Annotated in this window: 27 protein-coding genes; 15 read left to right on the top strand and 12 right to left on the bottom strand. The window is 62.6% G+C overall.

Annotated features, from left to right (window positions below):
* The first annotated feature begins 44 nt into the window (after positions 1-44).
* From IB243_RS11770 to IB243_RS11755, 4 genes are all read left to right on the top strand, one after another.
* Positions 45-2,306, top strand: coding sequence for a CHASE2 domain-containing protein (locus IB243_RS11770; RefSeq protein WP_192427141.1), 2,262 nt, complete (start codon positions 45-47; stop codon positions 2,304-2,306).
* A gap of 12 nt (positions 2,307-2,318) precedes the next feature.
* The gene (locus tag IB243_RS11765) at positions 2,319-3,110 is read left to right on the top strand and encodes a 3',5'-cyclic-nucleotide phosphodiesterase (RefSeq protein ID WP_057227499.1); all 792 of its coding nucleotides are present in this window, start codon (positions 2,319-2,321) and stop codon (positions 3,108-3,110) included.
* 203 nt (positions 3,111-3,313) lie between these two features.
* The gene (locus tag IB243_RS11760; protein WP_082606907.1) at positions 3,314-3,886 is read left to right on the top strand and encodes a pilin; all 573 of its coding nucleotides are present in this window, start codon (positions 3,314-3,316) and stop codon (positions 3,884-3,886) included.
* A 33-nt stretch (positions 3,887-3,919) separates the two neighbouring features.
* Positions 3,920-4,738 (top strand): fimb protein, encoded by an 819-nt coding sequence (locus IB243_RS11755; protein WP_192427139.1) that lies wholly within the window; start codon positions 3,920-3,922, stop codon positions 4,736-4,738.
* 39 nt (positions 4,739-4,777) lie between these two features.
* On the opposite strand, the gene moaC is transcribed toward IB243_RS11755, so the two are convergent.
* Positions 4,778-5,266, bottom strand: a complete 489-nt coding sequence (gene moaC, locus IB243_RS11750; protein ID WP_192427137.1) for a cyclic pyranopterin monophosphate synthase MoaC — start codon at positions 5,264-5,266, stop codon at positions 4,778-4,780.
* A 150-nt stretch (positions 5,267-5,416) separates the two neighbouring features.
* Here moaC and IB243_RS11745 point away from each other — a divergent pair, with 150 nt between their 5' ends.
* Entirely contained in the window at positions 5,417-6,931 is a 1,515-nt protein-coding gene (locus IB243_RS11745; RefSeq protein ID WP_225584897.1) for a M48 family metalloprotease, read from the top strand.
* On the opposite strand, the gene IB243_RS11740 is transcribed toward IB243_RS11745, so the two are convergent.
* The 3 genes from IB243_RS11740 to IB243_RS11730 form a co-directional block, all read right to left on the bottom strand.
* On the bottom strand, positions 6,899-7,252 hold the full coding sequence (locus IB243_RS11740) for a phage holin family protein (RefSeq protein ID WP_010464537.1): 354 nt from the start codon (positions 7,250-7,252) through the stop codon (positions 6,899-6,901). The genes IB243_RS11745 and IB243_RS11740 overlap by 33 nt on opposite strands.
* Positions 7,253-7,340: 88 nt before the next feature.
* Positions 7,341-7,796, bottom strand: a complete 456-nt coding sequence (locus tag IB243_RS11735) for a hypothetical protein (RefSeq protein WP_057271330.1) — start codon at positions 7,794-7,796, stop codon at positions 7,341-7,343.
* 77 nt (positions 7,797-7,873) lie between these two features.
* Positions 7,874-8,608, bottom strand: coding sequence for a TerC family protein (locus IB243_RS11730; RefSeq protein WP_010464541.1), 735 nt, complete (start codon positions 8,606-8,608; stop codon positions 7,874-7,876).
* Between the two features lie 569 nt (positions 8,609-9,177).
* Here IB243_RS11730 and IB243_RS11725 point away from each other — a divergent pair.
* Together IB243_RS11725 and IB243_RS11720 are read left to right on the top strand one after the other, a co-directional pair.
* A complete protein-coding gene (locus IB243_RS11725; protein ID WP_192427135.1) occupies positions 9,178-9,621 on the top strand; it encodes a DUF3717 domain-containing protein in 444 nt (147 codons plus the stop codon).
* A gap of 91 nt (positions 9,622-9,712) precedes the next feature.
* Positions 9,713-10,018 (top strand): putative signal transducing protein, encoded by a 306-nt coding sequence (locus IB243_RS11720; RefSeq protein ID WP_010464546.1) that lies wholly within the window; start codon positions 9,713-9,715, stop codon positions 10,016-10,018.
* A 75-nt stretch (positions 10,019-10,093) separates the two neighbouring features.
* Here IB243_RS11720 and IB243_RS11715 read toward each other — a convergent pair whose 3' ends face one another.
* Together IB243_RS11715 and purB are read right to left on the bottom strand one after the other, a co-directional pair.
* Complete coding sequence (locus tag IB243_RS11715; protein ID WP_057227510.1) at positions 10,094-10,654, bottom strand: YaeQ family protein; 561 nt, start codon at positions 10,652-10,654, stop codon at positions 10,094-10,096.
* 79 nt (positions 10,655-10,733) lie between these two features.
* On the bottom strand, positions 10,734-12,113 hold the full coding sequence (purB, locus tag IB243_RS11710; RefSeq protein ID WP_192427134.1) for an adenylosuccinate lyase: 1,380 nt from the start codon (positions 12,111-12,113) through the stop codon (positions 10,734-10,736).
* Positions 12,114-12,218: 105 nt separating this feature from the next.
* Between purB and IB243_RS11705 the strand changes: the two genes are divergently transcribed.
* The 8 genes from IB243_RS11705 (at position 12,219) to IB243_RS11670 (ending at position 19,641) form a co-directional block, all read left to right on the top strand.
* A complete protein-coding gene (locus IB243_RS11705) occupies positions 12,219-12,833 on the top strand; it encodes a glutathione S-transferase N-terminal domain-containing protein (RefSeq protein WP_010464552.1) in 615 nt (204 codons plus the stop codon).
* Positions 12,834-12,915: 82 nt separating this feature from the next.
* The gene (locus IB243_RS11700; protein ID WP_010464554.1) at positions 12,916-13,632 is read left to right on the top strand and encodes a TetR/AcrR family transcriptional regulator; all 717 of its coding nucleotides are present in this window, start codon (positions 12,916-12,918) and stop codon (positions 13,630-13,632) included.
* Positions 13,633-13,823: 191 nt separating this feature from the next.
* Positions 13,824-14,411: a TRAP transporter small permease gene (locus IB243_RS11695; RefSeq protein ID WP_192427132.1), complete on the top strand. Its 588-nt coding sequence runs from the start codon at positions 13,824-13,826 to the stop codon at positions 14,409-14,411.
* Positions 14,412-14,436: 25 nt separating this feature from the next.
* Positions 14,437-15,717 (top strand): TRAP transporter large permease, encoded by a 1,281-nt coding sequence (locus IB243_RS11690; protein WP_010464558.1) that lies wholly within the window; start codon positions 14,437-14,439, stop codon positions 15,715-15,717.
* Between the two features lie 68 nt (positions 15,718-15,785).
* Positions 15,786-16,790: a TRAP transporter substrate-binding protein gene (locus IB243_RS11685; RefSeq protein ID WP_192427130.1), complete on the top strand. Its 1,005-nt coding sequence runs from the start codon at positions 15,786-15,788 to the stop codon at positions 16,788-16,790.
* 121 nt (positions 16,791-16,911) lie between these two features.
* Positions 16,912-17,772 carry a shikimate dehydrogenase gene (locus IB243_RS11680; RefSeq protein ID WP_192427128.1) on the top strand — a complete coding sequence of 287 codons (861 nt, stop codon included), beginning with the start codon at positions 16,912-16,914 and terminating at the stop codon, positions 17,770-17,772.
* A gap of 41 nt (positions 17,773-17,813) precedes the next feature.
* Entirely contained in the window at positions 17,814-18,713 is a 900-nt protein-coding gene (locus IB243_RS11675) for a VOC family protein (RefSeq protein ID WP_192427126.1), read from the top strand.
* Positions 18,714-18,735: 22 nt separating this feature from the next.
* On the top strand, positions 18,736-19,641 hold the full coding sequence (locus IB243_RS11670) for a sugar phosphate isomerase/epimerase (RefSeq protein WP_192427124.1): 906 nt from the start codon (positions 18,736-18,738) through the stop codon (positions 19,639-19,641).
* Between the two features lie 22 nt (positions 19,642-19,663).
* On the opposite strand, the gene IB243_RS11665 is transcribed toward IB243_RS11670, so the two are convergent.
* The 6 genes from IB243_RS11665 to IB243_RS11640 all read right to left on the bottom strand — a co-directional run bounded on the left by IB243_RS11665 (position 19,664) and on the right by IB243_RS11640 (position 24,572).
* Positions 19,664-20,119, bottom strand: coding sequence for a nuclear transport factor 2 family protein (locus tag IB243_RS11665; RefSeq protein ID WP_192427122.1), 456 nt, complete (start codon positions 20,117-20,119; stop codon positions 19,664-19,666).
* A 6-nt stretch (positions 20,120-20,125) separates the two neighbouring features.
* On the bottom strand, positions 20,126-20,908 hold the full coding sequence (locus tag IB243_RS11660; protein ID WP_192427120.1) for an SDR family oxidoreductase: 783 nt from the start codon (positions 20,906-20,908) through the stop codon (positions 20,126-20,128).
* The gene (locus IB243_RS11655; protein ID WP_192427118.1) at positions 20,905-21,447 is read right to left on the bottom strand and encodes a DUF3833 domain-containing protein; all 543 of its coding nucleotides are present in this window, start codon (positions 21,445-21,447) and stop codon (positions 20,905-20,907) included. The genes IB243_RS11660 and IB243_RS11655 overlap by 4 nt, the downstream gene beginning before the upstream one ends.
* A 25-nt stretch (positions 21,448-21,472) precedes the next feature.
* Positions 21,473-22,765: an MFS transporter gene (locus tag IB243_RS11650; protein ID WP_192427117.1), complete on the bottom strand. Its 1,293-nt coding sequence runs from the start codon at positions 22,763-22,765 to the stop codon at positions 21,473-21,475.
* Positions 22,762-23,259 (bottom strand): chalcone isomerase family protein, encoded by a 498-nt coding sequence (locus tag IB243_RS11645; RefSeq protein WP_192427443.1) that lies wholly within the window; start codon positions 23,257-23,259, stop codon positions 22,762-22,764. Before IB243_RS11645 ends, IB243_RS11650 begins: the two co-directional genes overlap by 4 nt.
* 89 nt (positions 23,260-23,348) lie before the next feature.
* Positions 23,349-24,572 (bottom strand): cyclopropane-fatty-acyl-phospholipid synthase family protein, encoded by a 1,224-nt coding sequence (locus tag IB243_RS11640; RefSeq protein ID WP_192427441.1) that lies wholly within the window; start codon positions 24,570-24,572, stop codon positions 23,349-23,351.
* Between the last annotated feature and the right edge of the window lie 22 nt (positions 24,573-24,594).

Here is a 24,594-nt window from a genome sequence, read left to right as displayed (position 1 = left end):
GGCCCAACCAGGCAATTCATCCGTCTCCATTGCCGCCGGAACCTATGCGACAGCGACTCTTGCATCTGTTCCGGCGCCACGCCAGGCGCACAGCGGTCACCTTGATTCCGCTGGCGTTTGCGTTGTTGCACATTTCTGGCGTTCTCCATCTCCAGGTCCTGGAGCGGCTCGAAAACATCATCTATGACACCCGGCTGCGTGCGACCATGCCGCGCACGCTGGACGAGCGCATTGTCATCATCGACATTGACGAAAAGAGCCTGGACAGGGTGGGACACTGGCCTTGGGGACGGGACAAGCTCGCCGCCTTCACGCGAGAGCTGTTTGAACGTCAGCAAGCCTCCGTGGTGGGATTTGACGTCCTTTTCGCGGAAACGGATGGAAGCTCCGGCCTCGCAAGCCTGGAGCGCTTGGCACAGGGGGCTTTACGGGCCCAACCGGGATTCAAGGAACAGCTAGCACGCCTGACTCCCACACTCGACTATGACGCGCGCTTTGCCCGCGCTCTCCAAGGCCGACCAGCAGTTCTGGGCTACTACTTCACCAGTGACCGGGACGGAAGAACGAAAGGTGTTTTGCCCGCGCCCGCGTTGCCCACTGAAAGACTCCGTGGCCTGCCATTGCGAGCAACCTCCTGGGGAGGATACGGCAGCAATATTGCGGAACTGGCACAGTCCGTGCCCGCTGCGGGCTTCTTCAACTCAGTGACCGATGACGATGGTGTCGTCAGATCCCTTCCCTTGCTCGCGGAGTACCAAGGGATTTACTATGAATCCTTGGCTCTGGCGATGTTTCGCACCTTGCTCGATTTGCCCGAGATTTACCCCAGCTTTGTCAGCACCACACCTCTAGGCACCCACGACACATTGCACAGCATCGTGCTGCGCCAGGACGGCCGTGAGCTTGCCCTGCCTGTGGACAACAAGCTAGCGACACTGATCCCTTTCCGCGGCGCTGGCGATGTCAATGGCGGCTCATTTCGCTACATTTCCGCGTCGGATGTTCTGGACGGCAAGCTACCACCCCACAGTCTTCAGGGCCTATTGGTGCTGGTGGGCTCGACCACCCCCGGTCTGCTCGACCTGCGCGTGACTCCTGTCGGCCGGACCTACCCCGGCGTGGAAACCCATGCCAATATGCTGTCCGCCTTTCTCGATGGGAAAAGCATCGTGCGACCAGACTATGCCGTGGGCTTTGACGCCGCCCAGCTGCTCTGCGCGGGTGTCCTGCTGGCCCTGGCCCTGCCCGCGCTTTCCGCCACTTCGGCGGTACTGCTCAGTCTGGGAGTTGTTACAGCGCTTGCAGGGATGAACCTGTGGCTCTACCTCACTCAGGGCTTGGCGATGCCCCTGGCCACGGTGATCGTGATGGCAGTGCTCGCATTCGCGCTCAACATGGTCTATGGCTACTTTGTAGAAAGTCGATCCAAGCGGGAGTTGGCCGCGCTGTTCGGTACCTACGTGCCCCCAGAGCTCGTGGACGAGATGGTCAAGCAACCTGAAAACTACAGCATGCAGGCTGCGAACCGCGAACTGACCGTGATGTTCTGCGACATGCGGGGCTTCACTGCCATGTCAGAGCAGATGGAGCCCTTGCAATTGCAAGCCCTTCTCAACGATGTGTTCAGCCAGTTGACCCACATCATCCGAGGCCACCGGGGCACCATCGACAAGTACATGGGGGACTGCGTGATGGCGTTCTGGGGCGCGCCAGTTCCGACAGAAGAACACGCGCAACTCGCCGTGCAGGCTGCGCTTGACATGGAACGGGCGGTAGAGCAAATCAACCGCTCACACCAGGAGCGCAAGCTGCCGGAGATTGGTATCGGCATAGGACTCAACACCGGCATCATGTGTGTGGGCGACATGGGCTCGGACATTCGGCGCAGTTACACCGTGATTGGTGATGCCGTGAACCTCGGCTCGCGCCTGGAAGGCTTGTCTAAGCACTACGGCGTGCGCACCGTGGTGAGTGAAACCACCCAGGCTCAGGCGCCGCAGTTCACTTGGCAGGAGCTGGACCGTGTGCGCGTCAAAGGCAAGGCACAGGCGGTGGCCATCTATTCGCCGCTGGCAGAACTGAACGTCATCGCGCCGCAAAAAGCCGAAGAAATATCCATCTGGCAACACTTCTTGGGAGCCTATCGTGCCCAGGACTGGGCACAATGCGGCAAACTGCTGATGAACTTGAAGCAAACCGCCGCCCCCTCTGCCCTCTACGATCTGTATGCCACCCGCGTGCAAGCCCTGCAGGGGCAGGCCTCCGACCCCGAATGGGACGGCGCCACCAATTTCGACACCAAATAGATAGGTTGGCCCATGAAGGTTCGCGTGCTGGGTTGCTCCGGAGCCATCGCCAAAGATTGCCGAACCACGTCCTTCCTCATCGATGACAACATTTTGGTCGATGCGGGCACGGGGGTCGGCGACCTGACACTGGACGAAATGCGCAAAATCGACCATGTGTTTCTTACACATTCGCACCTGGACCATATTGCCGCGTTGCCGCTGATGCTGGATGCCGTTTCATCGTTGCGCAATGCCCCCTTGAAAATCTATGCCTTACAGCCGACGATTGCGGCACTGCAAACTCATGTGTTCAATGGAACGATCTGGCCAGATTTCAGCGCGATCCCGACTGCCGAGCAGCCGCTTCTTCAATACACCCATGTTTCGGTGAGCCAGCAGATAACCATCGGGACTCGCCTCTTGGAAGTTTTACCCGCAGTACATACGGTGCCAGCAGTGGGATATGGGATCCGCGGAGACGCTGGATGGTGGGCATTCAGCGGCGATACAGCAAAAAACCCTGCCTTTTGGGCATGGGTCAACGCGATGCCGGTGTCTCAGTTGGTTGTCGAAACCGCATTTAGCAACCGCGAAAGCGGACTAGCAGCAAAGAGCCTGCACCTATCTCCCAATAGTCTCGCCCGGGAGCTCAAGCAGCTCCGCGCGGACCGATCCTTTCCTATCTACATCACGCATACCAAGCCATCAGAGACAGCGCTCATCATGGATGAAATTCGACAGTTTGATGCAGAGCCGTCGCTTGATGTGTGCAGGGCACACGACATACGATGGTTGGAAGCTGGACAAGTTTTTGAACTGTAACAAATCATCCATCGTGACAATGATGGCAGAACAAAAATGTCACAAAAAGTGACTTCTGCAGCCTCAGGGTTCGTTATCCAGAGCTTACGCCAGAGAGATGGCAGGACTTCTAAAGAAGGTGGCACGTAAAGTGCTTTTAGATCATCAACCTGGAGAGCTGTTCGACAGGTGTTCACATGCAAACTGCCCCAAGGAGAATTTTTATGAAGCGTTCCCTGCAAAAAGGTTTTACCCTGATCGAATTGATGATCGTGGTAGCTATTATTGGTATTTTGGCAGCTGTGGCCTTGCCTGCTTACCAAGACTACACTGTGCGAGCGAAGGTGTCGGAAGGGATTATTGCTGGGTCCAGTGCTAAGAGTGTATTGAGCGAAGCATTCCAGTCCGATGGCATCACCGGTTTGTCGTCTGCAGCAACAGCCATTAACGCAACCCTCACTAATCAAAAGTCCTCTAAATATGTTCTTAACTATTGCGTTGGTGCTGCCGTAACAACGCCCACTGCGGCCCTCTGCCCAGCAACAGGTGCGATTGCTAACTGGATTATTTCGGTGGCTATTGCAGCCAATGCTAATAACGGTATCCCCGCGGGTCTGAACGGGATGACCATTGTGTTGGCACCCAATGTTCAGAACAACATTCCAGTGGCCACCTCGCAAGGTGCCATTGACTGGGCTTGTTCTAGTTTGACCAACCAAGCAGCGACGGCTCGCGGTTTAGTTAACCGACCATTGGGCACCTTGACGGCAAAGTATGCCCCTGCAGAATGCCGTTAATTCTTGAAATTCACGGGCTTTAAACCCTGATACTTGAAAGGCGCGAAAGCGCCTTTTTTTATTGGTTTGTACTTTTATATGAAGCTTCAGAATCGCTGGTATTTCGCTGTCCGTTGGGCGCTGCGCCACGCTTTTGTCAGCCTGGCAGTAGGGTTGATTTCTGCTGTGCTGGTATTTCAATGGTGGTATCCCATGCCTTATCGCCAAATGCTAGGGGTAGGTAATATATTTATCTTAGTATTAATCGTTGATATTGTATGCGGCCCATTGATGACCTTGGTGTTGGCAAGCCCCAGCAAGTCAAAAAGGGAAATGGTACTTGATCTTTCTTTAATTGGGATAATCCAAGCAATTGCATTGATATACGGCATACATGCAGTTTGGATTGGACGCCCTGCAGTGTTGGCTTTCGAAAATGATCGACTGATTGTCATTTCTGCCAACGAAATTGAGCATTCAGATTTGATGCAAGCACCAGAGGGGCTACGTGTACTACCCTTCAGTGGAGTCTTAAAAGTAACAAGCCGCAAGCCCAAGGACAATGCGGAATTTCTTCGTAGCATTGATCTTTCACTCGCAGGCCTTTCGCCTGCGATGCGCCCCGCTCGGTGGGAACCAATCGAAAATCAACACCACCAGATGCGGACCAAGGCTAAACCGCTGGCTGAACTTATTGCACGACGCTCAAATAAATCTGCCGAGCTGAATATAGCTGCGAGCCATGCCGGCTACAAAGTGGAGGCCTTGACTTATCTTCCACTCACTAGCAGTAAGACAAGGGAGTGGGTGGCGCTGCTCAATCCGTCAATGGACATGGTCGGTTATGCGCCTGTGGATGGTTTCGATGAATAAATTTAGTCTTACAACCATAACTTTGATACCGCTTATTTTTTAAAACACCATAGTCCCTGATTTACCACCACGCTTTTCTATCACCCGTACATCATGGATCGACATAGCCCGGTCCACCGCCTTACACATATCGTAGATAGTGAGTAACGCAATCTGTACCGCAGTAAGCGCCTCCATTTCTACCCCAGTAGGGCCATGGGCTTCCACGGTAGCTAAGCACGATATTCCGATGGCCCCAGAATACTGGCTGCCAGCCAACTCAAAATCGAGAGCTACTCGCGTCATTGCCAACGGATGGCATAACGGAATCAAGTCACTCGTCTTCTTGGCCGCCTGAATTCCCGCTATCCGAGCAATAGCCAGCACGTCCCCCTTCTTGGCGGTGCCAGCCTCAATCAGTGCCAGGGTTTCGGGCAGCATCTCAATCCGCCCGCAAGCGACTGCAACCCGATGGGTAGCAGGCTTTGCACCAACGTCCACCATGTGGGCTTGGCCTTGGGCGTCGAAGTGCGTAAGTGATGAAGGCATAGTGCTTTTGCAACCAGTTGATTCGAATAGGAAACCCTGGGCAGGCCGGGCATCATACGATGCATGCAGAACTCACCATGCACATGCTGTGCAAGCCCACGGACGCGCACAAAATTTTCTCAAAAAAACACCTTGGAATCGCTCCAGCGGATGTTTTTTGGGTCATTTTTTGCTCTTTTTTTGATAGCAATTCAATTTGCAAGTATTACTTCGGCCCGCGCTCAGAGCTCACTCCCCACCCTCGGCGACCCCAGCGACCTCACCACCAGCGCCGAGCGTCGCCTAGGCGACCGCATCATCCGTGAACTCTACAGAGATCCTGACTATATCGATGATCCCGTCATCGCAGACTATGTGCAAGGCATCTGGCGCCCGCTGATGGCAGCCGCCAAGGCACGCGGAGAACTCTCCCCGGAGTTGGATGAGCGCTTTGCCTGGGAAATATTGCTGGGGCGCGATCGGACGGTGAATGCGTTTGCGCTGCCCGGCGGTTACCTCGGGGTGCATCTGGGCCTGATCGGGGTTGTCACCACCCGTGACGAACTCGCCTCGGTGCTGGCCCATGAACTCAGCCACGTCACGCAGCGCCACATCTCGCGCCTGATCACGCAGCAGAGCAAGCAAACGCCCTTGCTGCTGGGGGCGATGATTCTGGGTGCCCTGGCGGCCAGCAAGAACCCCGGTGCCACGCAGGCGCTGGTGGTGGGAGGGCAGGCTCTGGCCATGCAGAATCAGCTCAATTTCTCGCGCGACATGGAACGCGAGGCGGACCGCATTGGTTATGGCCTGATGGCCCCCGCCGGGTTCGCTCCGCAGGGCTTTGTGAGCATGTTCGACAAGCTCCAGCAGGCCAACCGGCTCAACGACAACGGCTCGTGGCCGTACCTGCGCAGCCATCCGTTGACCACCGAGCGCATGGCGGACATGCACTCGCGCATTCCCCCCGGGGAGCTACCCGCTGCAGCAATGCCATCGACGTTAGAACATGCCATGGTCGCAGCACGTGCCAGGGTATTGGCCAATCCTGGGGTGGACACCCTGCGCCAGTGGATTGCCGAGCCGCAAAGCTCCGGCTTTGCGGCCCAACCCGCCCCCAGGCGTGCGGCGGTGCTGTACGCGGCGGCGCTGGGCAGCAATCAGCTGCGGGATGCTGCGGGCGCGCGCACCGCCGCTAAGAAACTGGAGGAGCTGGTTCGCAATGATGCCCCAGCCCAACGGTTGGCAAAGTTGCTGGCAACGGAGATTGAACTGGCCGCAGGCGACGCCGCTGCCGCTGTGAGCATCCTGGCGACGGATACGAGCAGCAGCACCCATCGCCGCCCTGAACTGGTTTTACGCTCACAGGCCCTGCTGCGCGCTGGACGTGCCGCTGAGGGCACCAGTGCCCTGCAGACCTGGGTCGCCACACACCCTCGGGACGCCACGGTGTGGCAGCTTTTGGCGTCCACCTGGCAGGCCCAGGGTCAAGCACTACGCGCAGTGCGTGCTGAAGCAGAGGCACACGCAGCGCGCTACGACTATGCGGCCGCTGTAGACCGCTTCAAGGCAGGCCAGGATCTGGCGCGGCGAGGAGGCCCCCAGGTGGACCACATCGAGGCATCCATCATCGATACCCGGCTGCGCGCAGTGGAGTCACTTCTTCGCGAACAGGCCGCCGAGCGCTGATTCAATCAGCACACCCAGCAGCGAATAGATCAGAGATCCGAGCAGCGCCGCACCGAAGCCATTGACGTGGAACCCCTCCAGCACGCTGGCGGCGGCCCAGAACATCAGCGCGTTGATGACGAAGAGGAAAAGACCGACGGTGACGATGGTGACCGGCAGCGTCAGCACCACCAGCACGGGCCGCAACACCACATTGAACAGGCCAATCACAAAGGCAGCGATCAGCGCGGAGGTAAAGCTTTGTACTTCGACACCGCTGTAGACATAGGCCACAAACAGCAGCGATGCGGCGCTAAGCAACCATTTCAGGATGAGTTTCATGGGCTGAGAATAGCACTGGCTCGGTGGAGCAAGGAAATTCGCGAGGCTGGTTTTGAATCTCCAGAATCCGGCCCCAGCCGAGGGTGACCTATTCGAGAGCCAGCACCCACAGCGCACCAAAACCGGTAAGCAGGCTGCCCAGCAGCGTTCCGGGCGGGGGCGACCATCGCTTGTCCTGACGTGTCGACTCTTCTGCCGTATCCATCTTCGGCCGCCGCGCATCTACCACTTGGGCTGCGGAGGTTCCCGCCGCTTGCAACTGGTCCGTCAGTTCCGCCAGCGGCCCCTTGGCCAGCACGGTGGTCACTCTGTCCGTCGGCACCCGCAGCCCGGGAAGCATCTGGGCAAACAGCTTGTCCGCCCACTTGGCGCGCCAGTTCTCACGCGCGCTGTGGCTCACCCATTTGCTGATGCGGTGGGTCATCCGGGGCGCGCAGGCGACCAGCACCCATTGTGTTCCAGCAGCTGCGCCGCGCGCGAACAAAGGGGCGAGCACCTGCTGCGCATAAGCCGCGTCGTCTACATACACGATGACTCTATCCATACTGCCTCCCGTTGAAGACCAAGGAAAAAAGGGGGCTGAAGGCCCCCTTTTCCCAGTCGATTCAGATTGCCCGCCCTTTAGCCTTGCTGCTCGGCAGGCGCTGCCGCCGCACGCCGCGCAACAATGAACTTGCCAGCCAGCAGAACCAGCAGGGCGCCCGCCACGCTGGCGCCGTACTTGACCACATCGGTCTGTGGCAGCTTGAGCATCCACTGCCACTTGTCGGGGTTGGAGAAAGCGGGGTCCGTCACCAGCATGCCGCCAGCAATCCAGCCCAGCAGCATGCCGCCGAGCGTGATGATCATCGGGAAGCGTTCCATGAGCTTGATGACCAGCTGGCTGCCCCAGACGATGATCGGGATGGAGATCAGCAGGCCCAGCACGACCAGCAGGAAGGAATGTTCGCCCGCATTCTGCGCAGCGCCTGCAATGGCGATCACGTTGTCCACGCTCATCACTAGGTCGGCCACGATGATGGTCTTGATGGCCGCCAGCAGCTTGTCGCTGCCCTGCACGTCGCCATGGCCGTCTTCGTCGGGAGCCAGCAACTTGACACCAATCCACACCAGCAGCAGCGCCCCCACGAACTTGAGGAACGGCAGCGCCAGCAGGGTCATGGCAAAGGCGATGAGGATCACACGCAGAACGATGGCCCCTGCGGTGCCCCAGATAATGCCCTTGGTCCGCTGGGCGGGGGGCAGCTTGCGGCAGGCCAGCGCGATGACCACCGCGTTGTCGCCGCCCAGCAAGATGTCAATGATGATGATCTGGCCGAGTGCGAGCCAAAATTCGGGCGAAGCCAAAAATTCCATAAATTCCTCAGTATCAATACGCGCGAAGGGGGAGCTCGCCGCCACTGTAGCGCCGACTCCGCCCAAGGGATAGAGGACCTGCGGCCGGATGATCAAGGACTGCCCTGGCGGGCATGAATGCGAAAGGACAGCCTTGATCAGCCCCAGCGGGCCCATCAAAGGTCTTGCTCAGCCCGGCGCCCCTTGCGGTATGCGCTGAACCCGGACCGCCGGAAGCGATGCTTCGCTTCGTATTGACGACGGTTCCGATGCCTCGCGCCCCCGCGCGCCAGAGCCTGGCAATGCCGGAATGCAAGTCGGGAGCTACTCCCCTTCGAAGCGTTGATTGGAACATCGCCAGCACGGTCGCGCAAGTGCGGTGCGATTGTGGTTATTGCTTACACAAGGGCGCTGGCGGGTACAAAGGACGGCAGCGCAGCTATTTCGCATAACACCTTTGCCAGGGTGCCCTTGCCCGCGCGGCTATGATCCAGCCCCCGAAGAACCGGTTCAAGATCCTCCCCGGGTCGCGCAAGTACCTTGCCCGAAGAGTTTGAGAGATTTTGAACAGGTTCTCCACGCAATCGCCCATGGCCGCCATCCACATCACCGACATCGAAGCCGCCATCAACCACTGGCGCAGCCGGGCGCCTTCGCCCGACGGAATTTCCCTGGCGCCAGAGATCCGTGCGCTGGGAGAGGTCTATGCGCAGATGGTGTACCGGCGTGAAGACGAGGTGGACGAGGACCGCCTGCCCCCCGAGGCCATGGCCGCTTGGCAGGGCTGGTATGGCACCACGCCCGACACGCCCTGTATCGCCATCTGCTCCACCAGCCAGGGTGACGACCTGTGCAAGGGGTGTGGGCGCACGTTTGGCGAAGTCCAGTTCTGGCCCGCGATGAGCCCGGTCGAGAAGCGCACGGTGTGGCGGCGCATCACCCTGGAGCACTCCGCGTGGCGGTTCAATCGGTATGCGGAAAGGGCGGCCGAAGGGGTCTCGAAGGCGGCGCCGGTGCCAGCCGACGCGGCATAGCCGGTTTCTTTCGCTCACCTCCTGTACCACACACCCACCTGCGAGCGCGCAAGGGCTGTACGCCGGGCGTTCAAACCGCTATGGTGGGCCCATGCTGCGCCTCACCCAAGCCCCGAACATCGCCATCGCCACGCTGTGGGCGGACCTGTTGTGCGAAGCGGGCATGGCGGCCTCCGTGCAGCGCCAGTATCTGGGCGCTGCAGCGGGGCACCTGCCGCCCGACCAGTGCCTGCCCGAAATCTGGCTGGACTATGACGAACACGCTGCCCGTGCGCGTACTCTGCTGCAGGAGCTCCAGGATTTGCCTCAGCGCCGCTGGGCATGCCAGTGTGGGGAGACGGTCGAAGGCGGGTTCGAGCAGTGCTGGCAATGTGGCACGCTCATGCCACGGGATTGAATCAGCAACTACTAAATTAATAGCTGCTAGCGCTTACCTATCAGGCGCCAGAGGCTATTTTTACCAGTATTTCAGTCACTTCCAGCGCACGGGCTCCACATGCACACTGCCCTGCGTGCTGCTCAGGGTGATCGCCCCCTCCTGCACCGTGGCCTGCAGCTGCATGCTGCGCTCGGCCAGCTGCGCCAGCGCCTGGGATGCTTCGGTGGGGATGCGCCACACCTGCAGCTTTTCCAGCCGCGAGAGTTTGGTCTCGATGCCCTTCCACCAGATTTCGGCTGCGTGGTTGAAGCAGTAGACGATCACGGAATCGGCCTTGCTGCAGGCCTTGGTGAGGGGCTTGTCTTCTGGCTGGCCCACCTCGATCCAGACGCGCTTGCGGCCCGTGAAGTCGGTCAGCGAGGCATCGGGGTCATCGGGGTCCGACAAGCCCGCGCCAAACGCCAGCGTGGCGTCGCCATTGCACAGGTCGTTGAGCTGGTGCGCGGCAATGGCCAAAGCGGCCAGCCGGACCATCATGCGCTCGTCGGTCTCGCTGGGGTGGCGCGCAAGCGTGAGCGCATGGTCGGCGTAGTAGCCGTGGTCGATGTCGGCGATGGCAAGGTTCGCCTTGAAGATGGTGGATTTGATGGCCATGCAGCCTCACTACTAAATAGATAGCTGCCAGCGCTTGATAGACAAGCGCTGGAGGCCAAAAAGGCTGGAAAATCTACGGTCAGACCCGGCGCGCCAGCTCGGCCGCCTTGCCGACGTAGCTGCCCGGCGTCATCGCCAGCAGTCGGTCCTTTTCGGCCTGGGGGATTTCCAGCGAGTGGATCAGGCCGTGCAGGGCCTCGGCCGTCACGGTCTTGCCGCGCGTCACTTCCTTGAGCTTTTCGTAAGCACCCTGCACACCAAAGCGGCGCATCACCGTCTGGATGGGCTCGGCCAGCACTTCCCACGAAGCGTCCAGGTCTTCGGCCAGCGCTTCTTCATTCAACTCCAGCTTGTTCAGGCCGGTCAACAGCGAGGCATAGGCCAGCGCCGCGTACCCCAGCGCCACGCCCATGTTGCGCAGCACGGTGCTGTCGGTCAGGTCACGCTGCCAGCGGCTGATCGGCAGCTTTTCAGACAGGTGCTTGAGCAGCGCGTTGGCCAGCCCCAGGTTGCCTTCGGCGTTCTCGAAGTCGATCGGGTTGACCTTGTGCGGCATGGTGCTGGAACCAATCTCCCCGGCCTTCAGGCGCTGCTTGAAGTAGCCCAGGCTCACATAACCCCAGATGTCGCGCGACAGGTCGATGAGGATGGTGTTGGCGCGGGCCACGGCATCGAACAGCTCGGCCATGTAGTCGTGTGGCTCGATCTGGATGGAATACGGCTGAAAGGTCAGGCCCAGGCCCAGCGGCTCGGGGGTTTCGATGACCTTCTTGCTGAAGGCTTCCCAGTCGAAATCGGGCCAGGCGGACAGGTGGGCGTTGTAGTTGCCCACGGCGCCGTTCATCTTGCCCATGATCTTGACGGCGGCGATCTTCTCGCAGGCCGTCTGCAGGCGCATCACCACGTTGGCCATTTCCTTGCCCACGGTGGTCGGACTGGCGGTCTGGCCGTGGGTGCGGCTCAACATGGGCACATCGGCATAGGCGTGCGCCATTTCGCGCAGCTTGAGCACGATGCGGTCCAGGCCCGGCAGCACGACCTGGTCGCGGCCCGAGCGCAGCTGCAGCGCGTGGCTGGTGTTGTTGATGTCTTCGCTGGTGCAGGCAAAGTGCACAAATTCGGAGGCTTTTTCCAGCTCGGGGCGCGCTTCGAACTTGCTCTTGATCCAGTACTCCACGGCCTTCACGTCGTGGTTTGTTGTTTTTTCGATCTCTTTGATGGCGGCGGCGTCAGCCTCGGAGAAGTTCTTGATGAGGCCCAGCAGGTAGGCGCGCGCACCGGTGGTCAGGGGCTTGAATTCGGCAAAACCAGCGTCGGACAGCGCGATGAACCAGGCCACTTCCACCTGGACACGGCGGTGCATGTAGCCATGTTCGCTCATGATCGGGCGCAGGGCGGCAAGTTTGCTGGCGTAACGGCCGTCAAGCGGCGACAGGGCGGTAATGGTGGACAGGCTCATGGCGCGCAATTGTAGGCGCCGCGCATCCGTCAGCTTCGTGCGGGCAGCTGCCGATAGAATCAAACTCGAATCGCTCAGCCTATCCCGCGCACTGGAAGACACACCATGAAATTGATCGGAGCCACCGCCAGCCCCTACGTCCGCAAGGTACGTATCGTGATGGCCGAGAAAAAGCTCGACTACCAGTTCGTGCAAGAAAACGTCTGGGCAGACGATACCCACATTGCCACCTCCAACCCATTGGGCAAAGTGCCCTGCCTGGTGATGGAAGGCGGCGAAGCCGTCTTCGACTCCCGCGTGATCGTGGAGTACCTGGACACCCTCTCCCCTGTTGGCAAGCTGATCCCGTCCCAAGGCCGCGAGCGCGCCGAGGTCAAGACCTGGGAGGCCCTGGCCGATGGCGTGATGGACGCCGCCATCCTCGCGCGGCTGGAAGCCACCTGGGCGCACCGTAAGGACAGCGAACGCAGCCAGGCCTGGATCGACCGCCAGTTGCTCAAGGTGAATGACGGCCTCAAGTCGATGAGCCAAGGCCTGGGTGACAAGCCGTTTTGCAGCGGCATCCACCTGAGCCTGTCCGACATCGCCGTGGGCTGCGCTTTGGGCTGGCTGGAATTCCGCTTTCCGGACATCGCCTGGCGCAGCGAATACCCCAACCTGGGCAAGCTGCTCGACAAGCTGATGCTGCGCCCGAGCTTCGCGGACACCAAGCCGTCCTGAACCCAGCAGCGGTGCCAGGGCGGCACCTACAGCCCCTTTCATTGCCGGGGCGGGTTCTCGTGTGCCGTATGCTACGGAGCTTATGAACGAAATGGTTCAAAAACCCTCGAAGGCTGGCGAAGCACGGGCCACCCGGCAGCGCGCTGCGCGCGAGGCGGCCACCACGCCCGGGGCAGACCGGGTCCGCGTGAACGATCCCGACCGCACCATGGCTAACATCCTGCAGGTGGCCACGGCGGAGTTTGCCGACAAGGGCCTGGCGGGCGCACGCATCGACGAAATCGCGGCCCTGACCAGCACCAGCAAACGCATGATCTACTACTATTTCGGTAGCAAGGAAGGTCTGTACGTGGCGGTGCTGGAGGAGGCCTACCGGCGCATTCGACGCATCGAGTCGGAGCTGCACCTCGAAGACCTGGCCCCCGAACAGGCGCTGCGCACGCTGGTGGGCTTCACCGTGGACTACCAGCTCGCCAACCCCGATTTCATTCGCCTGGTCATGAATGAAAACATGCACCGGGGCGAGTTCATCAGCCGCTCCACGACCATCCAGGAGCTGAACATTCCTGTCATTCACGCGGTGCACAACGTGTACCAGCGCGGCGTGGCTGCCGGCGTCTTCCGCCCCGACGTGGACCCGGTGGACCTGCACATGTCGATCTCGGCGCTGTGCTTCTTCAATGTGGCCAACCGCCACACCTTTGGTGCCATCTTCAAGCGTTCACTCGACACGCCTGCCGCCACGGCGCAACGCCGTGAATCGATCATAGAAATGATCGTGCGCTTCCTGCGGCCCTGACCCAACGGCCCTGGCGCGTGCCGCCAGATGGCCGCAAAACCCGCCGCTGCTCCGCATCCAAGGCAGCACTGCGACCGCCCGCGCCTCCTGCCGCTACCCCCAAACGAAGAGCAGGGTTTGCACCTAGATCAAATACTAACCAGTTCGTACAAAATTATTCGAGGCTTTCAACCACAACGACTGGAGACACCATGTTCGCACTGGCCGACCGCGTACTGCGGGGATACACCCGCGTGCTGGATGCACTGGCAGGCCTGTGCCTGGCGATCATGGTGGTGCTCGTTTTTGGCAATGTGGTGCTGCGCTACACGTTCAACTCCGGCATCACCATCTCCGAGGAACTGTCGCGCTGGCTGTTCGTATGGCTGACCTTCATGGGCGCCGTGGTGGCCCTGCGCGAACATGGCCATCTGGGGGTGGATGCCCTGGTCTCCCGCCTGCCCACGTTGGGCAAGAAGATTTGCCTCGTGGTGGCACAGGTCGCCATGCTCTACGTGTCCTGGCTGCTGCTCTCGGGCAGCTGGTCGCAGACGGTCATCAACTGGGAGACCGAAGCCCCCGTGACTGGCGCTTCGGTCGGCATCTTCTATGCCAGCGGCGTGCTGATGGGCGCCTCCGCCATCGCCATCCTGCTGCGCGACCTGCTGCGCACGCTATTCATCCCGCTGGCCGACCACGAACTGATCATGGTGCAGGAGAGCGAAGAAGCTGCCGCGCTGGAGCAGATCCAGCGGGACGCGCAAGCGGCATCCGACACCCCGGGCGCGAACAAGCCCTGACGACAACCAGCCCGGAACCACTCCCATGACCGTCGCGATCTTCCTCGGCTCTCTGCTGCTGGCCATGGCCATCGGCATTCCCATCGCCTACGCGCTGCTGCTCAGCGGCGTTGCGCTGATGTGGCACCTTGATTTGTTCGATGCCCAGATCCTGGCCCAGAACGTGATCAACGGTGCCGACAGCTTTCCGTTGCTGGCGGTGCCGTTCTTCATGCTCGCGGGCGAGATCATGAACGTGGGCGGCCTGTCCCGCCGCATCGTGAAGCTCGCCCTGGCGCTGGTGGGTCACATTCCCGGGGGCCTGGGCTATGTGGTCATCATGGCGGCGGTGATCCTGTCGGCGGTGTCGGGCTCTGCGGTGGCGGACGCGGCCGCGCTGACCTCACTGCTGCTGCCCATGATGATCGTCGCGGGCCATAGCAAGGAGCGCTCGGCGGGCCTCATCGCCTCGGCAGGCGTCATCGGCCCCATCATCCCGCCCTCCATCGGCTTCGTGATCTTTGGCGTGGCGGCCAATGTGTCCATCAGCAAGCTGTTCCTCGCAGGGATCTTCCCGGGGCTGCTGCTGGCAGTCTCGCTGGCAGTCACCTGGTGGTGGCTCGGCCGCCGAGAGAACGTCACCCCCCCACCACGCGCCACCCGCGCCGAGCTGAAGCTGGCCCTGCGCGAAGCCGCCTGGGCGCTGGGACTGCCTATCATCATCCTCGTGGGACTTCGCATGGGTGTCTTCACACCCACCGAGGCTGCCGTGGTGGCCGCGATGTACGCGCTGATCGTCTCCATGGCGGTGTACCGCGAACTCTCCTGGCGCCAGCTGGTCGGTATCTTCCAGGCGGCCGCGCGCACCAGCGCTGTGATCATGTTCCTGGTGGCTGCCGCCATGGTGTCGGCCTGGCTCATCACCGTGGCCGATCTGCCGTCCAAGGTCATCGGCATGCTGGAGCCCTTCATGGGCAACCCCACGCTGCTACTGGTCGCCATCATGCTGCTGGTCATGGTGGTCGGCACGGCCATGGACATGACGCCCACCATTCTCATCATGACGCCCGTGCTGATGCCGGTGGTCAAGGCCGCCGGCATCGACCCGGTGTACTTCGGCGTGCTGTTCATCATCAACAACTCCATCGGCCTCATCACGCCGCCCGTGGGCACCGTACTGAATGTCGTGGCAGGCGTGGGGCGGATCTCGATGGGGCAGGTCACACGCGGCGTGATGCCCTTCATGCTGGCGCAGTTCGTGGTGATGTTCCTGCTGGTCGTGTTCCCCTCGCTCGTCACCGTGCCCCTGCGCTGGCTGGGCGGCTGACACGGCCCCGTGCACCCGCCCTCGCTTCCCGCTTTTCTGCCCCGCCTAAAACCCAAGGAGACATTTCCATGAAACTGCTCAAAACCCTGCTCGCCACCACCCTGATCGCAGCGTCGCTGATACCCACGGCGCATGCCCAGGAGCGGACCATCAAGTTCGCCTTCCAGAACCAGAAGGACCACCCGCAGGCCCAGGGCGCGCAGAAGTTCGCCGACCTCGTGGCCGCCAAGACCAATGGCCGCATCGCGGTCAAGCTCTTCCCGGGTGGCACGCTGGGGGGTGACCTGCAGACCGTGTCTGCCCTGCAAGGCGGCACGGTGGAAATGACGGTGCTCAACGCCGGCATCCTGTCCGCCCAGGCCAAGGAATTCGGCATCTACGACTTCCCGTTCCTGTTCGCCTCGCCGCAGGAGGCCGATGCCGTGACCGACGGCCCCTTCGGCAAAAAGCTTCTCGACAAGCTGCAGGCAAAGAACCTGGTGGGCCTGGGCTATTGGGAACTGGGCTTTCGCAATCTCACCAACAGCAAGCGGCCCATTACCAAGGCCGAAGACATCGCGGGCCTGAAGATCCGCGTGATCCAGTCGCCCATCTACATCGACATGTTCAACGCACTGGGCGCCAACGCGGTGCCCATGCCTTTCCCCGAGCTGTACACGGCGCTGGAGCAAAAGGCTGTGGACGGCCAGGAAAACCCGTTTTCGACCATCCTCTCGTCCAAGTTCGCCGAAGTGCAAAAGTACCTGACGGTCACACGCCACATGTACAACCCGCAGGCCGTGATCGTGAGCAAGAAGTTCTGGGACAGCCTGAACCCCGCCGACCAGAAGGCCGTGAACGATGCGATGGCCGAGGCCACCACCTTCCAGCGCGCCGTATCGCGTGTGCAAGCCAACGTGGCCATGGACGACCTCAAGAAGGCCGGGATGCAGATCAACGAGTTCGCGCCGGCCGAAGTGGACAAGCTGCGCGCCAAGGTCAAGCCCGTGGTCGAAAAGCACAGCGACAAGGTGGGCGCCGAGACCGTGCAAGAGGTCTACGCCACGCTGGCCAAGCTGCGCAGCGGCAAATAACCCGAACGCAGCAACCCTCGCGCTGCTGCGCTGTGACCCACACCCCGGCAGCGCGCCCACCCGCATTCCTCCCATGAGCACCTCGCTCCTTGATCCCCCGGTGTTATCCACCGCATCCACCATGTCTTCCACAAGCCCCCGCAAGGTGCTCATCGGGCTGATCGGTGCCGGCATCCAGAAGTCGCTGTCGCCGGCCCTGCACGAAGAAGAGGCGCGCCACCACGGCATGCGCCTGCACTACCAGCTGATTGACCTGGACCGCTCGGCTTCCTCAGCGGAGCACCTGCCCACGCTGCTGTCGGCAGCGCGCATCATGGGCTACGCGGGCTGCAACGTGACCTACCCCTGCAAGCAGGCCGTGATCCCCTACCTTGACAGCCTGTCGGAAGAGGCGCGCGCCATGGGCGCCGTGAACACGGTCGTCATCCGCGATGGCCAGCTGGTGGGGCACAACACGGACGGATCGGGCTGGGCCTGGGGCTTTACCCGTGCACTGCCTGGCGCCGACCTCAGCCGCGTGGTGCTGCTGGGCGCGGGCGGTGCGGGCGCCGCCATTGCGCATGCCGTGCTGCGGCTGGGGGCACAGCACCTGACCATCGTCGATGCCCAACCCGAACGCGCCGCACAACTGGCCGCCGACGTGAATGCCCTCTATGGCGCGCGCGCCGAGGCTGGCGAGATCCGATCGGCCATGGCCCACGCCACCGGGCTGATCCACGCTACACCCACGGGCATGGACAAACTGCCCGGGCTCCCCCTCGACGCGGCGCTGCTGCGGCAAGCGATGTGGGTGTCCGAGGTGGTGTATTTTCCGCTCGAAACTGCGCTGGTCCAGACCGCACGGGCATTGGGCTGCAAGGTGTCGGATGGCGGCGGCATGGCCGTGGGCCAGGCGGTCGGCGCGTTCGAGCTGTTCACCAGCGAAGCCCCCGACGCAGCCCGCATGGACGCGCATTTCCGCCGCCTGGTCAGCACCCGCTGAACCCACCCGCCCCCTGCAGCAAATCACAAGGAGTCGAATCCATGAGCACCCCGATGATGGCCGCCCGCGAAGCGCTGGGCGAACTGCCCAACCCCCTGGGCCTGCAAGGGGTGGAGTTCATTGAATACGCCACCAGCCGCCCCCAGGCACTGGGCCAGGCGCTGGAGCGCATGGGCTTTCAGCCGGTGGCGCGGCACCGCTCGCGCGAGGTGCTGCTGTACCGCCAGGGCGACATGAACATCATCGTCAACGCCCACCAGGACAACGAACGCACCGGCGTGCATGCCCCCCCCGCACTCACGGACACGCCGGTGCTGGCCGCTATCGCCTTCCGCGTGAACAACGCGGCCGCCGCGTACCGCCGCGTGCTGGAGCTGGGCGCCTGGGCCGTGCACACCGAGGTCGAGGTGATGGAACTCAACATCCCCGCCATCCACGGCGTAGGGTCCAGCCGCATCTACTTTGTGGACCGGTACCAGGAGTTCTCGATCTACGACGTGGACTTTGTGCCCATCCCCACCGTCAACCCGCGCCCACCCGCGCTGCAAGGCCTGCACCTGTTTGGCGTGGTGCAATACATCGGGCTGGGCCGCGCGCAGGACTGGACCCATTTTTATGGCGAACTGTTTGGGTTTGCCGAGCTGTCCCCCGAGCAATCGTTTGGCGTGCTCACGCATGGCCGCATACTGGCCAGCCCCTGCGGCACGCTGCACTGGCAGCTGATTGAGCCGCTGGTCGACGCACTCGATGCCGACCCCGAGGAACTGCTGCAGCGCGTGGCCTTTGGCACGCCCGATGTGCTGGCCGCCGTGAACGCACTGCGCGCGCGGGGCGTGGAGTTTGTCGAATCGCCCACGGGCGTGCACACCGGCACGCGCGGCGCCCTCACGCGCTCCGACGCTGGCTCGCCCAGCTTCGAGCTGGTGCTGGACGCCCGCTGACCCCCCGCCCACGGAGCCCGCCATGCGCACATCCACCATGCAACGCAACGTCGCCGATTTCGGCATGGACACCATCAGCCTGGCCGGCCCACTGGAGGCCAAGCTCGCCGCCGTCCAGGCCGCAGGATTTGGCCAGATCATGCTGGCCGCCCGCGACATCGTGGGCCATCCGCAAGGCATCGAGGCGGCCGTGCACGCCGTGCGCAGCAGCGGCCTGCGCGTGACGGGCTTTCAGGTGCTGCGCGACTTTGAAGGCCTGTCGGGCCACCTGCACAGCTACAAGGTGGACATTGCCAAGCAGATGATCCTGATGGCGCGCGACCTGGGGGCGCCCGTGCTGCTGGCCTGCAGCTCCACGTCATCGCACGCCACCGCCGATGCCGATGCCATCGCGCGCGACCTGCGCAAGCTGGCCCTGCTGGCGCTGCCGCACGGCATCCGCGTGGCGTTTGAAGGGCTCTCGTGGGGACGGCACATCAACGAGGTGCACCAGGCGTGGGCGGCGGTCGAGCAGGCCGATTGCCCCAACCTCGGCCTGGCCATCGACTCTTACCACCAGTTCGCCACCAGCACCCCGCTCTCGGCGCTCACGGATGTGGACCCCGAGCAGATCTATCTGGTGCAGCTTTCGGACTTCATGTGGCAGGAGACCCGCACCGTGCAGGAGCGCATCGACACGGCGCGGCACTTTCGCGTGTTCCCTGGCGAAGGCGTGCACAGCCAGGCCCTGGCTGAGCTGGTGCGCACGCTCGATGGCATGGGCTACCAGGGCGACTACAGCTTTGAGGTCTTCAACGACGACTACCAGCAGCTGCCGCTGCCTTATGTGGCACAACGCGCATGGAACAGTGCGCTGTGGCTGGCCGAGGGCGTGCTGCAGCGCGCAGTGCCGCTGCCCGGGCACCCACGCATCAAAACACTGGCGTGATCAATGCGTCAACGGCCAGTAATCAGCTGTTGGCGCGTTTCTTGAGCCAGCGCATCAGCGCGCCCACCACCGGCAGCTTTTCGTACAGTTCTTCGGCGGCGTCCCAGTAGTCGCGGTGTAGCGTCACCAGGCCTTGTTCGTCCAGCACCAGGTGCGACGCGCCGCGCACGGTCTGCGTCACGCCCTTGTCAAAGCCCTTGAAGGCGAACAGAAAATCCCAGGTCAGGAAACACTGCGTGCCCTGCACCACGCGGCCGGTGACCACAAAACGCGGCTGCTCCAGTGCCTCGAACATGTGGGCAAAGATGGCCTGGATGGCGGGCACGCCCTGCATCTCGTTGAACGGATCCTTGAAGCGCGCCTGTGGCGCATAGAACTCGCCGATGGTCGCTACATCGGCCGGTGACAGGTGCTCGAAAAACGCCACCACGCGGGTGACGGCGTCTTCGGCAGTAAGGGGCGCGCGGGGTGGGTGCATGAAGGATCAGAGGCCTGTGAAGCGGCGAACCGCCGGAAAGTACCACCGATACGGCAACACGCGCAGCAGTTTCATCACGCGCGTGAAGCGCTTGGGGAAGTGGATGTCGAAATGCCCCCGCTCCCAGCCCCGCACGATGGCCGCAGCCGCCGCCTCGGGCGAGATCAGCGCGGGCATCGTGAAATCGTTGCCCGCCGTGAGCGGCGTGGCCACAAAGCCGGGGTTGATCACGCTCACGCCCATGCCCAGGTCGTGCAGATCCAGGTACAGCGCCTCGGCCAGGTTGATGAGCGCGGCCTTGGTGGGTCCGTAGGCCAGGCTCTTGGGCAGGCCCCGAAAACCCGCCACGCTGCTGATCAAGCTCACATGCCCGGGACGCCCGGACTGCGCCGCCGCCAGCATCGCGGGCAATACGCCGGCCAGCACCTGAAGCACGCCGTTGTAATTGATCTGCTCGTGGAGCAGCATTTCTGCCAAGTCGAAATCGGTGGCGCGCATGTCGCGGTAGTAACCTGCGCAGTAGCACACCATGTCGGGTGCACCGCCCGCCAGCACCTGTGCGGCGGCAGCCTGCACCTGTTCGGGCTCTGCCGTATCGACGGCCAAGGCCACGCTGCCTGGGTGCTGGGCCACAAACGCATCCAGCGCATCGCCACTGCGCGCCGAGACGATGACCTGCGCACCGCGCGCATGCAGCGCCGCCGCTGTGGCCCGGCCAATACCGCTGCTGGCCCCAATGAGCCAGGCCCGGCGGCCATGCCAGTCACGCAGGGGAGGATTGAGGCTCATGGTGCGCGTTTGGTGAAGGACAGCGTGATCTCGCCCAGGCGCACGCCGAACTTGCTCATGGTGGCGCGGTTGAGCATCACGCGGTCATCGATGAGGTACATCCAGTCGTCCAGATCGACGTGGTAAACCTTGCCATCCACCGGCAGCGCCAGCGTGTAGTTCCAGCGGAAGGCATTGCCGCGTGTCTGTCCATTGGCCATGCCGATCACGTCGCCCGCAGTGCCCGTGTAGCGACCATCAGCGTGTTTCGTCAGGCGCCAGATGCGGCGCTGGGCGGTACCGTCCGAATAGGTGAAGGCTTCGTCGAGCACGCCCTCATTGCCTTTCCATGAGCAGTCCATGACCACGGTGAAGCGCTTGACGATCTGGCCGCTGCGGTCCTGAAAGATGCCGTGGGCGTCGATCTTGCCGTTGAAATACTGGGCCAGGTCCAGCACCGGTTTTTCGCTGGCGTAACCGTCAATGCTCTGATTGGCGCAGCCGGACAGCACCAAGGGTGCAGTCAGTGCGGCGGAAAGGAGAAGGCGTCGTTGCATCATGGGGGTGCACCTTGGTCGGTCGAATTCAAACAATCTCCGCGCTGCGAGGGCGCCGCAGGAGGAGAAGATAGAGCGCTGCCGCCGCCATCAGCTTGAGCATGCAGGGCAACACCGCATAGGCCAGGCCCAGGGTCTGCAATCCGTCTTCGCTGCGCGTGCCGGGGGTGTAGCCCAGCCAGCCCAGCAGGGGCAGCGCCAGGCCTGCGGCCAGCGCCAGGTTGAGCTTGGTGGCAAAGTTCCACCAGCCAAAGTACGCGCCTTCGTGCTGCCCGCTGTCGCCCTCGGCCGCAATCACGCCGGCCAGCAGGGCGCAGGGCAATGCCAGGTCGGTGCCCAGTGCCACGCCCGAAAGCGCGCAGACCACCATGAACGGCATCACATCACCCGCGCCCAGAAACGCAGTCCACACAAACACGGCGATCGCCAGCAGCATGCCTGCCAGCCAGGTGCGCACCAGGCCCCATCGCGCCACGGCCCGCAGCCACAGCGGGATCGAGAGCGCAGCGCAGACGAAATACGCCGCCAGGAACATCGGCTCCTGCGCGGGCGGAGCCTTCAGGCGGTCCTGGATGAAAAACAGCACCAGCGTGGCCGGGATGGCACTGGCAATGCCGTTGAGCATGAACACCGCCAGCAGGCGACGGAAGGCGGGACGCCCCCAGGGTCGCCACAGGCTGGCGCGCTGCGGTGGGCGGTACACCCCCGCTACGGTGCCCGCATGGGCTGAAGGACGGGGTGACCGCGCCCAGGCGCACCAGCCCAGCAGCAAGGCAATGGCAAACACACCGAGCATGACCGGCAGCCCTAGCAGCGCGGGCAGCACCGAGGCCAGCACCACGCCCACCAGCGCCGCCCCTTCGCGCCACGCCACGATGCGGCCACGCTGCAGTTCATCGCCGCCCAGGCGCGCGCCCCAGGATTGGTGCGCAATGCTCAGCTGGCTGTAGGCGGTGTAGGTGATGAGCAGCGCCACCAGCGCCCAGGCGATCAGCGCATCGGCCCCGCGCACCCACGGAAAGAACAGGCTGGTCAGCCCCAGTGCCAGCACCACCGCCGACACCGCGCCCACCGCCAGCACGGCGCGCACCGAGCGGCCAAACAGGTGGTCGGCCAGGCGACCCAACAGCGGGTCGATGAACGCATCGAACAACCGCGCCGCCAGCAGCACCGCACCCAGCGTGGCCAGTGGCATGCCAAATTCGCGCGCATAGTGGTTGGGCAGCAGCACATACAGCGGCAGCGCCACAAACGCCAGGGGCAGACCCAGCAGCCCATAGGCCAGGCCTGCGCTGGCGCGGATGGGCTGCCCATTGCTCATGGTTGGCCCGCAGTGCGGATGGCGGCCAGCAGCTCTTGGCGCAGACCGGGTTCGGAGGTTTGGGGCGAGAGCCAGATGCCAAAGAAGAGGCGTGAGAACTCGGCGTCAGGCACCTCCCCCACCACACGCCCGGCCATCTTGAACACCGCACCCACGCCGGGCTGGTGAATGCCCAGCAGGCGGTCGCCCGATTTCACGTCGGGCAACGCGGCCTGCAACGCCTGCTGCCAACGCGTGGCCTGTTGGGGCGTGAAGCTGCCGATGCGGCGCATCTCCTCCAGGGAGCGCCTGGCGATGGCCTCCGCCGTGAAGTCGCGGTGGTAGGTCAGCTCCAGCGCCAAAGGTAGTGCGCCGTAGTTGTCGACATCAAAGCCGGGCGGCACCCACAGCCGGGCGCGGTAGATCTCGAAACCCAGGAACCGGAGCACCCCCTGGCCCGAGAGGCGCACGCCCGACAGGGGCATGGCGGTGGCTGGCTCTGCCGCCTGGGCCATCGGCACGGCCTGTGCGAGAACAGAATTTGAATAAAAATAGGCCCCAGCGCTTATCCACAAAGCGGTAATAGCTATGTTTTTCATAGCAATCAGTCTTTCGCCAGCGTGTACTGCACCAGGTCGATGTTGCTCATCGCAAACGCCGCTTCGCAGTAGGCGAGGTAGAACTCCCAGATGTGCATGAAGCGCTGATCGAAGCCCAGCTGCAGAATCTGTACGCGCTGGGCCAGGAAGCGCTCGCGCCAGCGTTTGAGGGTCTCGGCGTAGTCCTGGCCAAACGCAAACTCGTCCACCACACGCAGCCCTGCGGCCTCGGCCTCGCGGCGGAACTCCCGGGGGCAAGGCAGGCAACCGCCGGGGAAGATGTACTGCTGGATGAAGTCGGTGGAGCTGATGTAGCGGTCGAACAGGCTGTCGTCGATGACGATGCTCTGGATGCACGCCTTGCCGCCGGGCTTGAGCAGGCGGTTCACCGACTGGAAATAGGTGGGCCAGTATTCGCGGCCCACGGCTTCGACCATTTCGATGGAGCAGATCGCGTCGTAGGGGCCGTCGTGGATGTCACGGTAGTCCTGCAAGCGCAGGTCGGCCTTGGCTTGCACCCCATGCGCCGCCATGCGCTTTTGCGCAAACGCCAGCTGCTCGGTGGACAGCGTGACGCCGGTGAGGGATGCGCCGAATTCAGTGGTCGCCATCTCGGCCAAGGCGCCCCAGCCGCAGCCAATCTCCAGCACCCGGTCACCGGCCTGCACACCCGCCATGCGCAGCGCGCGGCGCACCTTGGCATGTTGCGCGGTGCGCATGTCGCCGCCCGCATCGCCCTCGAACCAGGCGGAGGAGTAGTTCATCGTGTCGTCCAGCCACAGCTCGTAGAACGCGTTGCCCAGGTCGTAATGGGCGTGGATGTTCTTCTGGCTGTTGCTGCGCGTGTTGCGGTTGAGCAGGTGCTTGATGCGGTACAGCAGGCGCCCGGCCCAGGTGCCGTAGATCACGCCTTCGACCTGCTGGCGGTTGGCGACAAAGAGCTTGAGCAGGTCGGTCAGGTGCGGCGTGGTCCAGTCGCCTGCGATGTAGCTCTCGGCAAAACCGATGTCGCCGGACTTGAGCGCGGCGCTGCACACGTTCCAGTTCTTGAGCGTGATCGCGGCCGAGGGGCCGTTGTCATGCCCGAAATGCTGCAAGGTGCCGTCGGGCAGCTGCACCGTGAGGTGACCATGCTGCAGGCGCTGCAGCAGCTTGAGCGCCGTGCGGGCGGCAGCCGGGGTGCCAGCGGGCAGGGCCAGGGCGGTGCGGGGGGCGGTGGTGGAGTTCATGGCGGCGTTCTCGTTCGTCATG

The sequence above is a fragment of the Acidovorax sp. ACV01 genome, from assembly GCF_014851495.1.
Lineage (GTDB): Bacteria > Pseudomonadota > Gammaproteobacteria > Burkholderiales > Burkholderiaceae_C > Acidovorax > Acidovorax radicis.
Note: the sequence above shows the minus strand (reverse complement) of the source record. Positions and strands in the feature narration are given on the sequence as shown.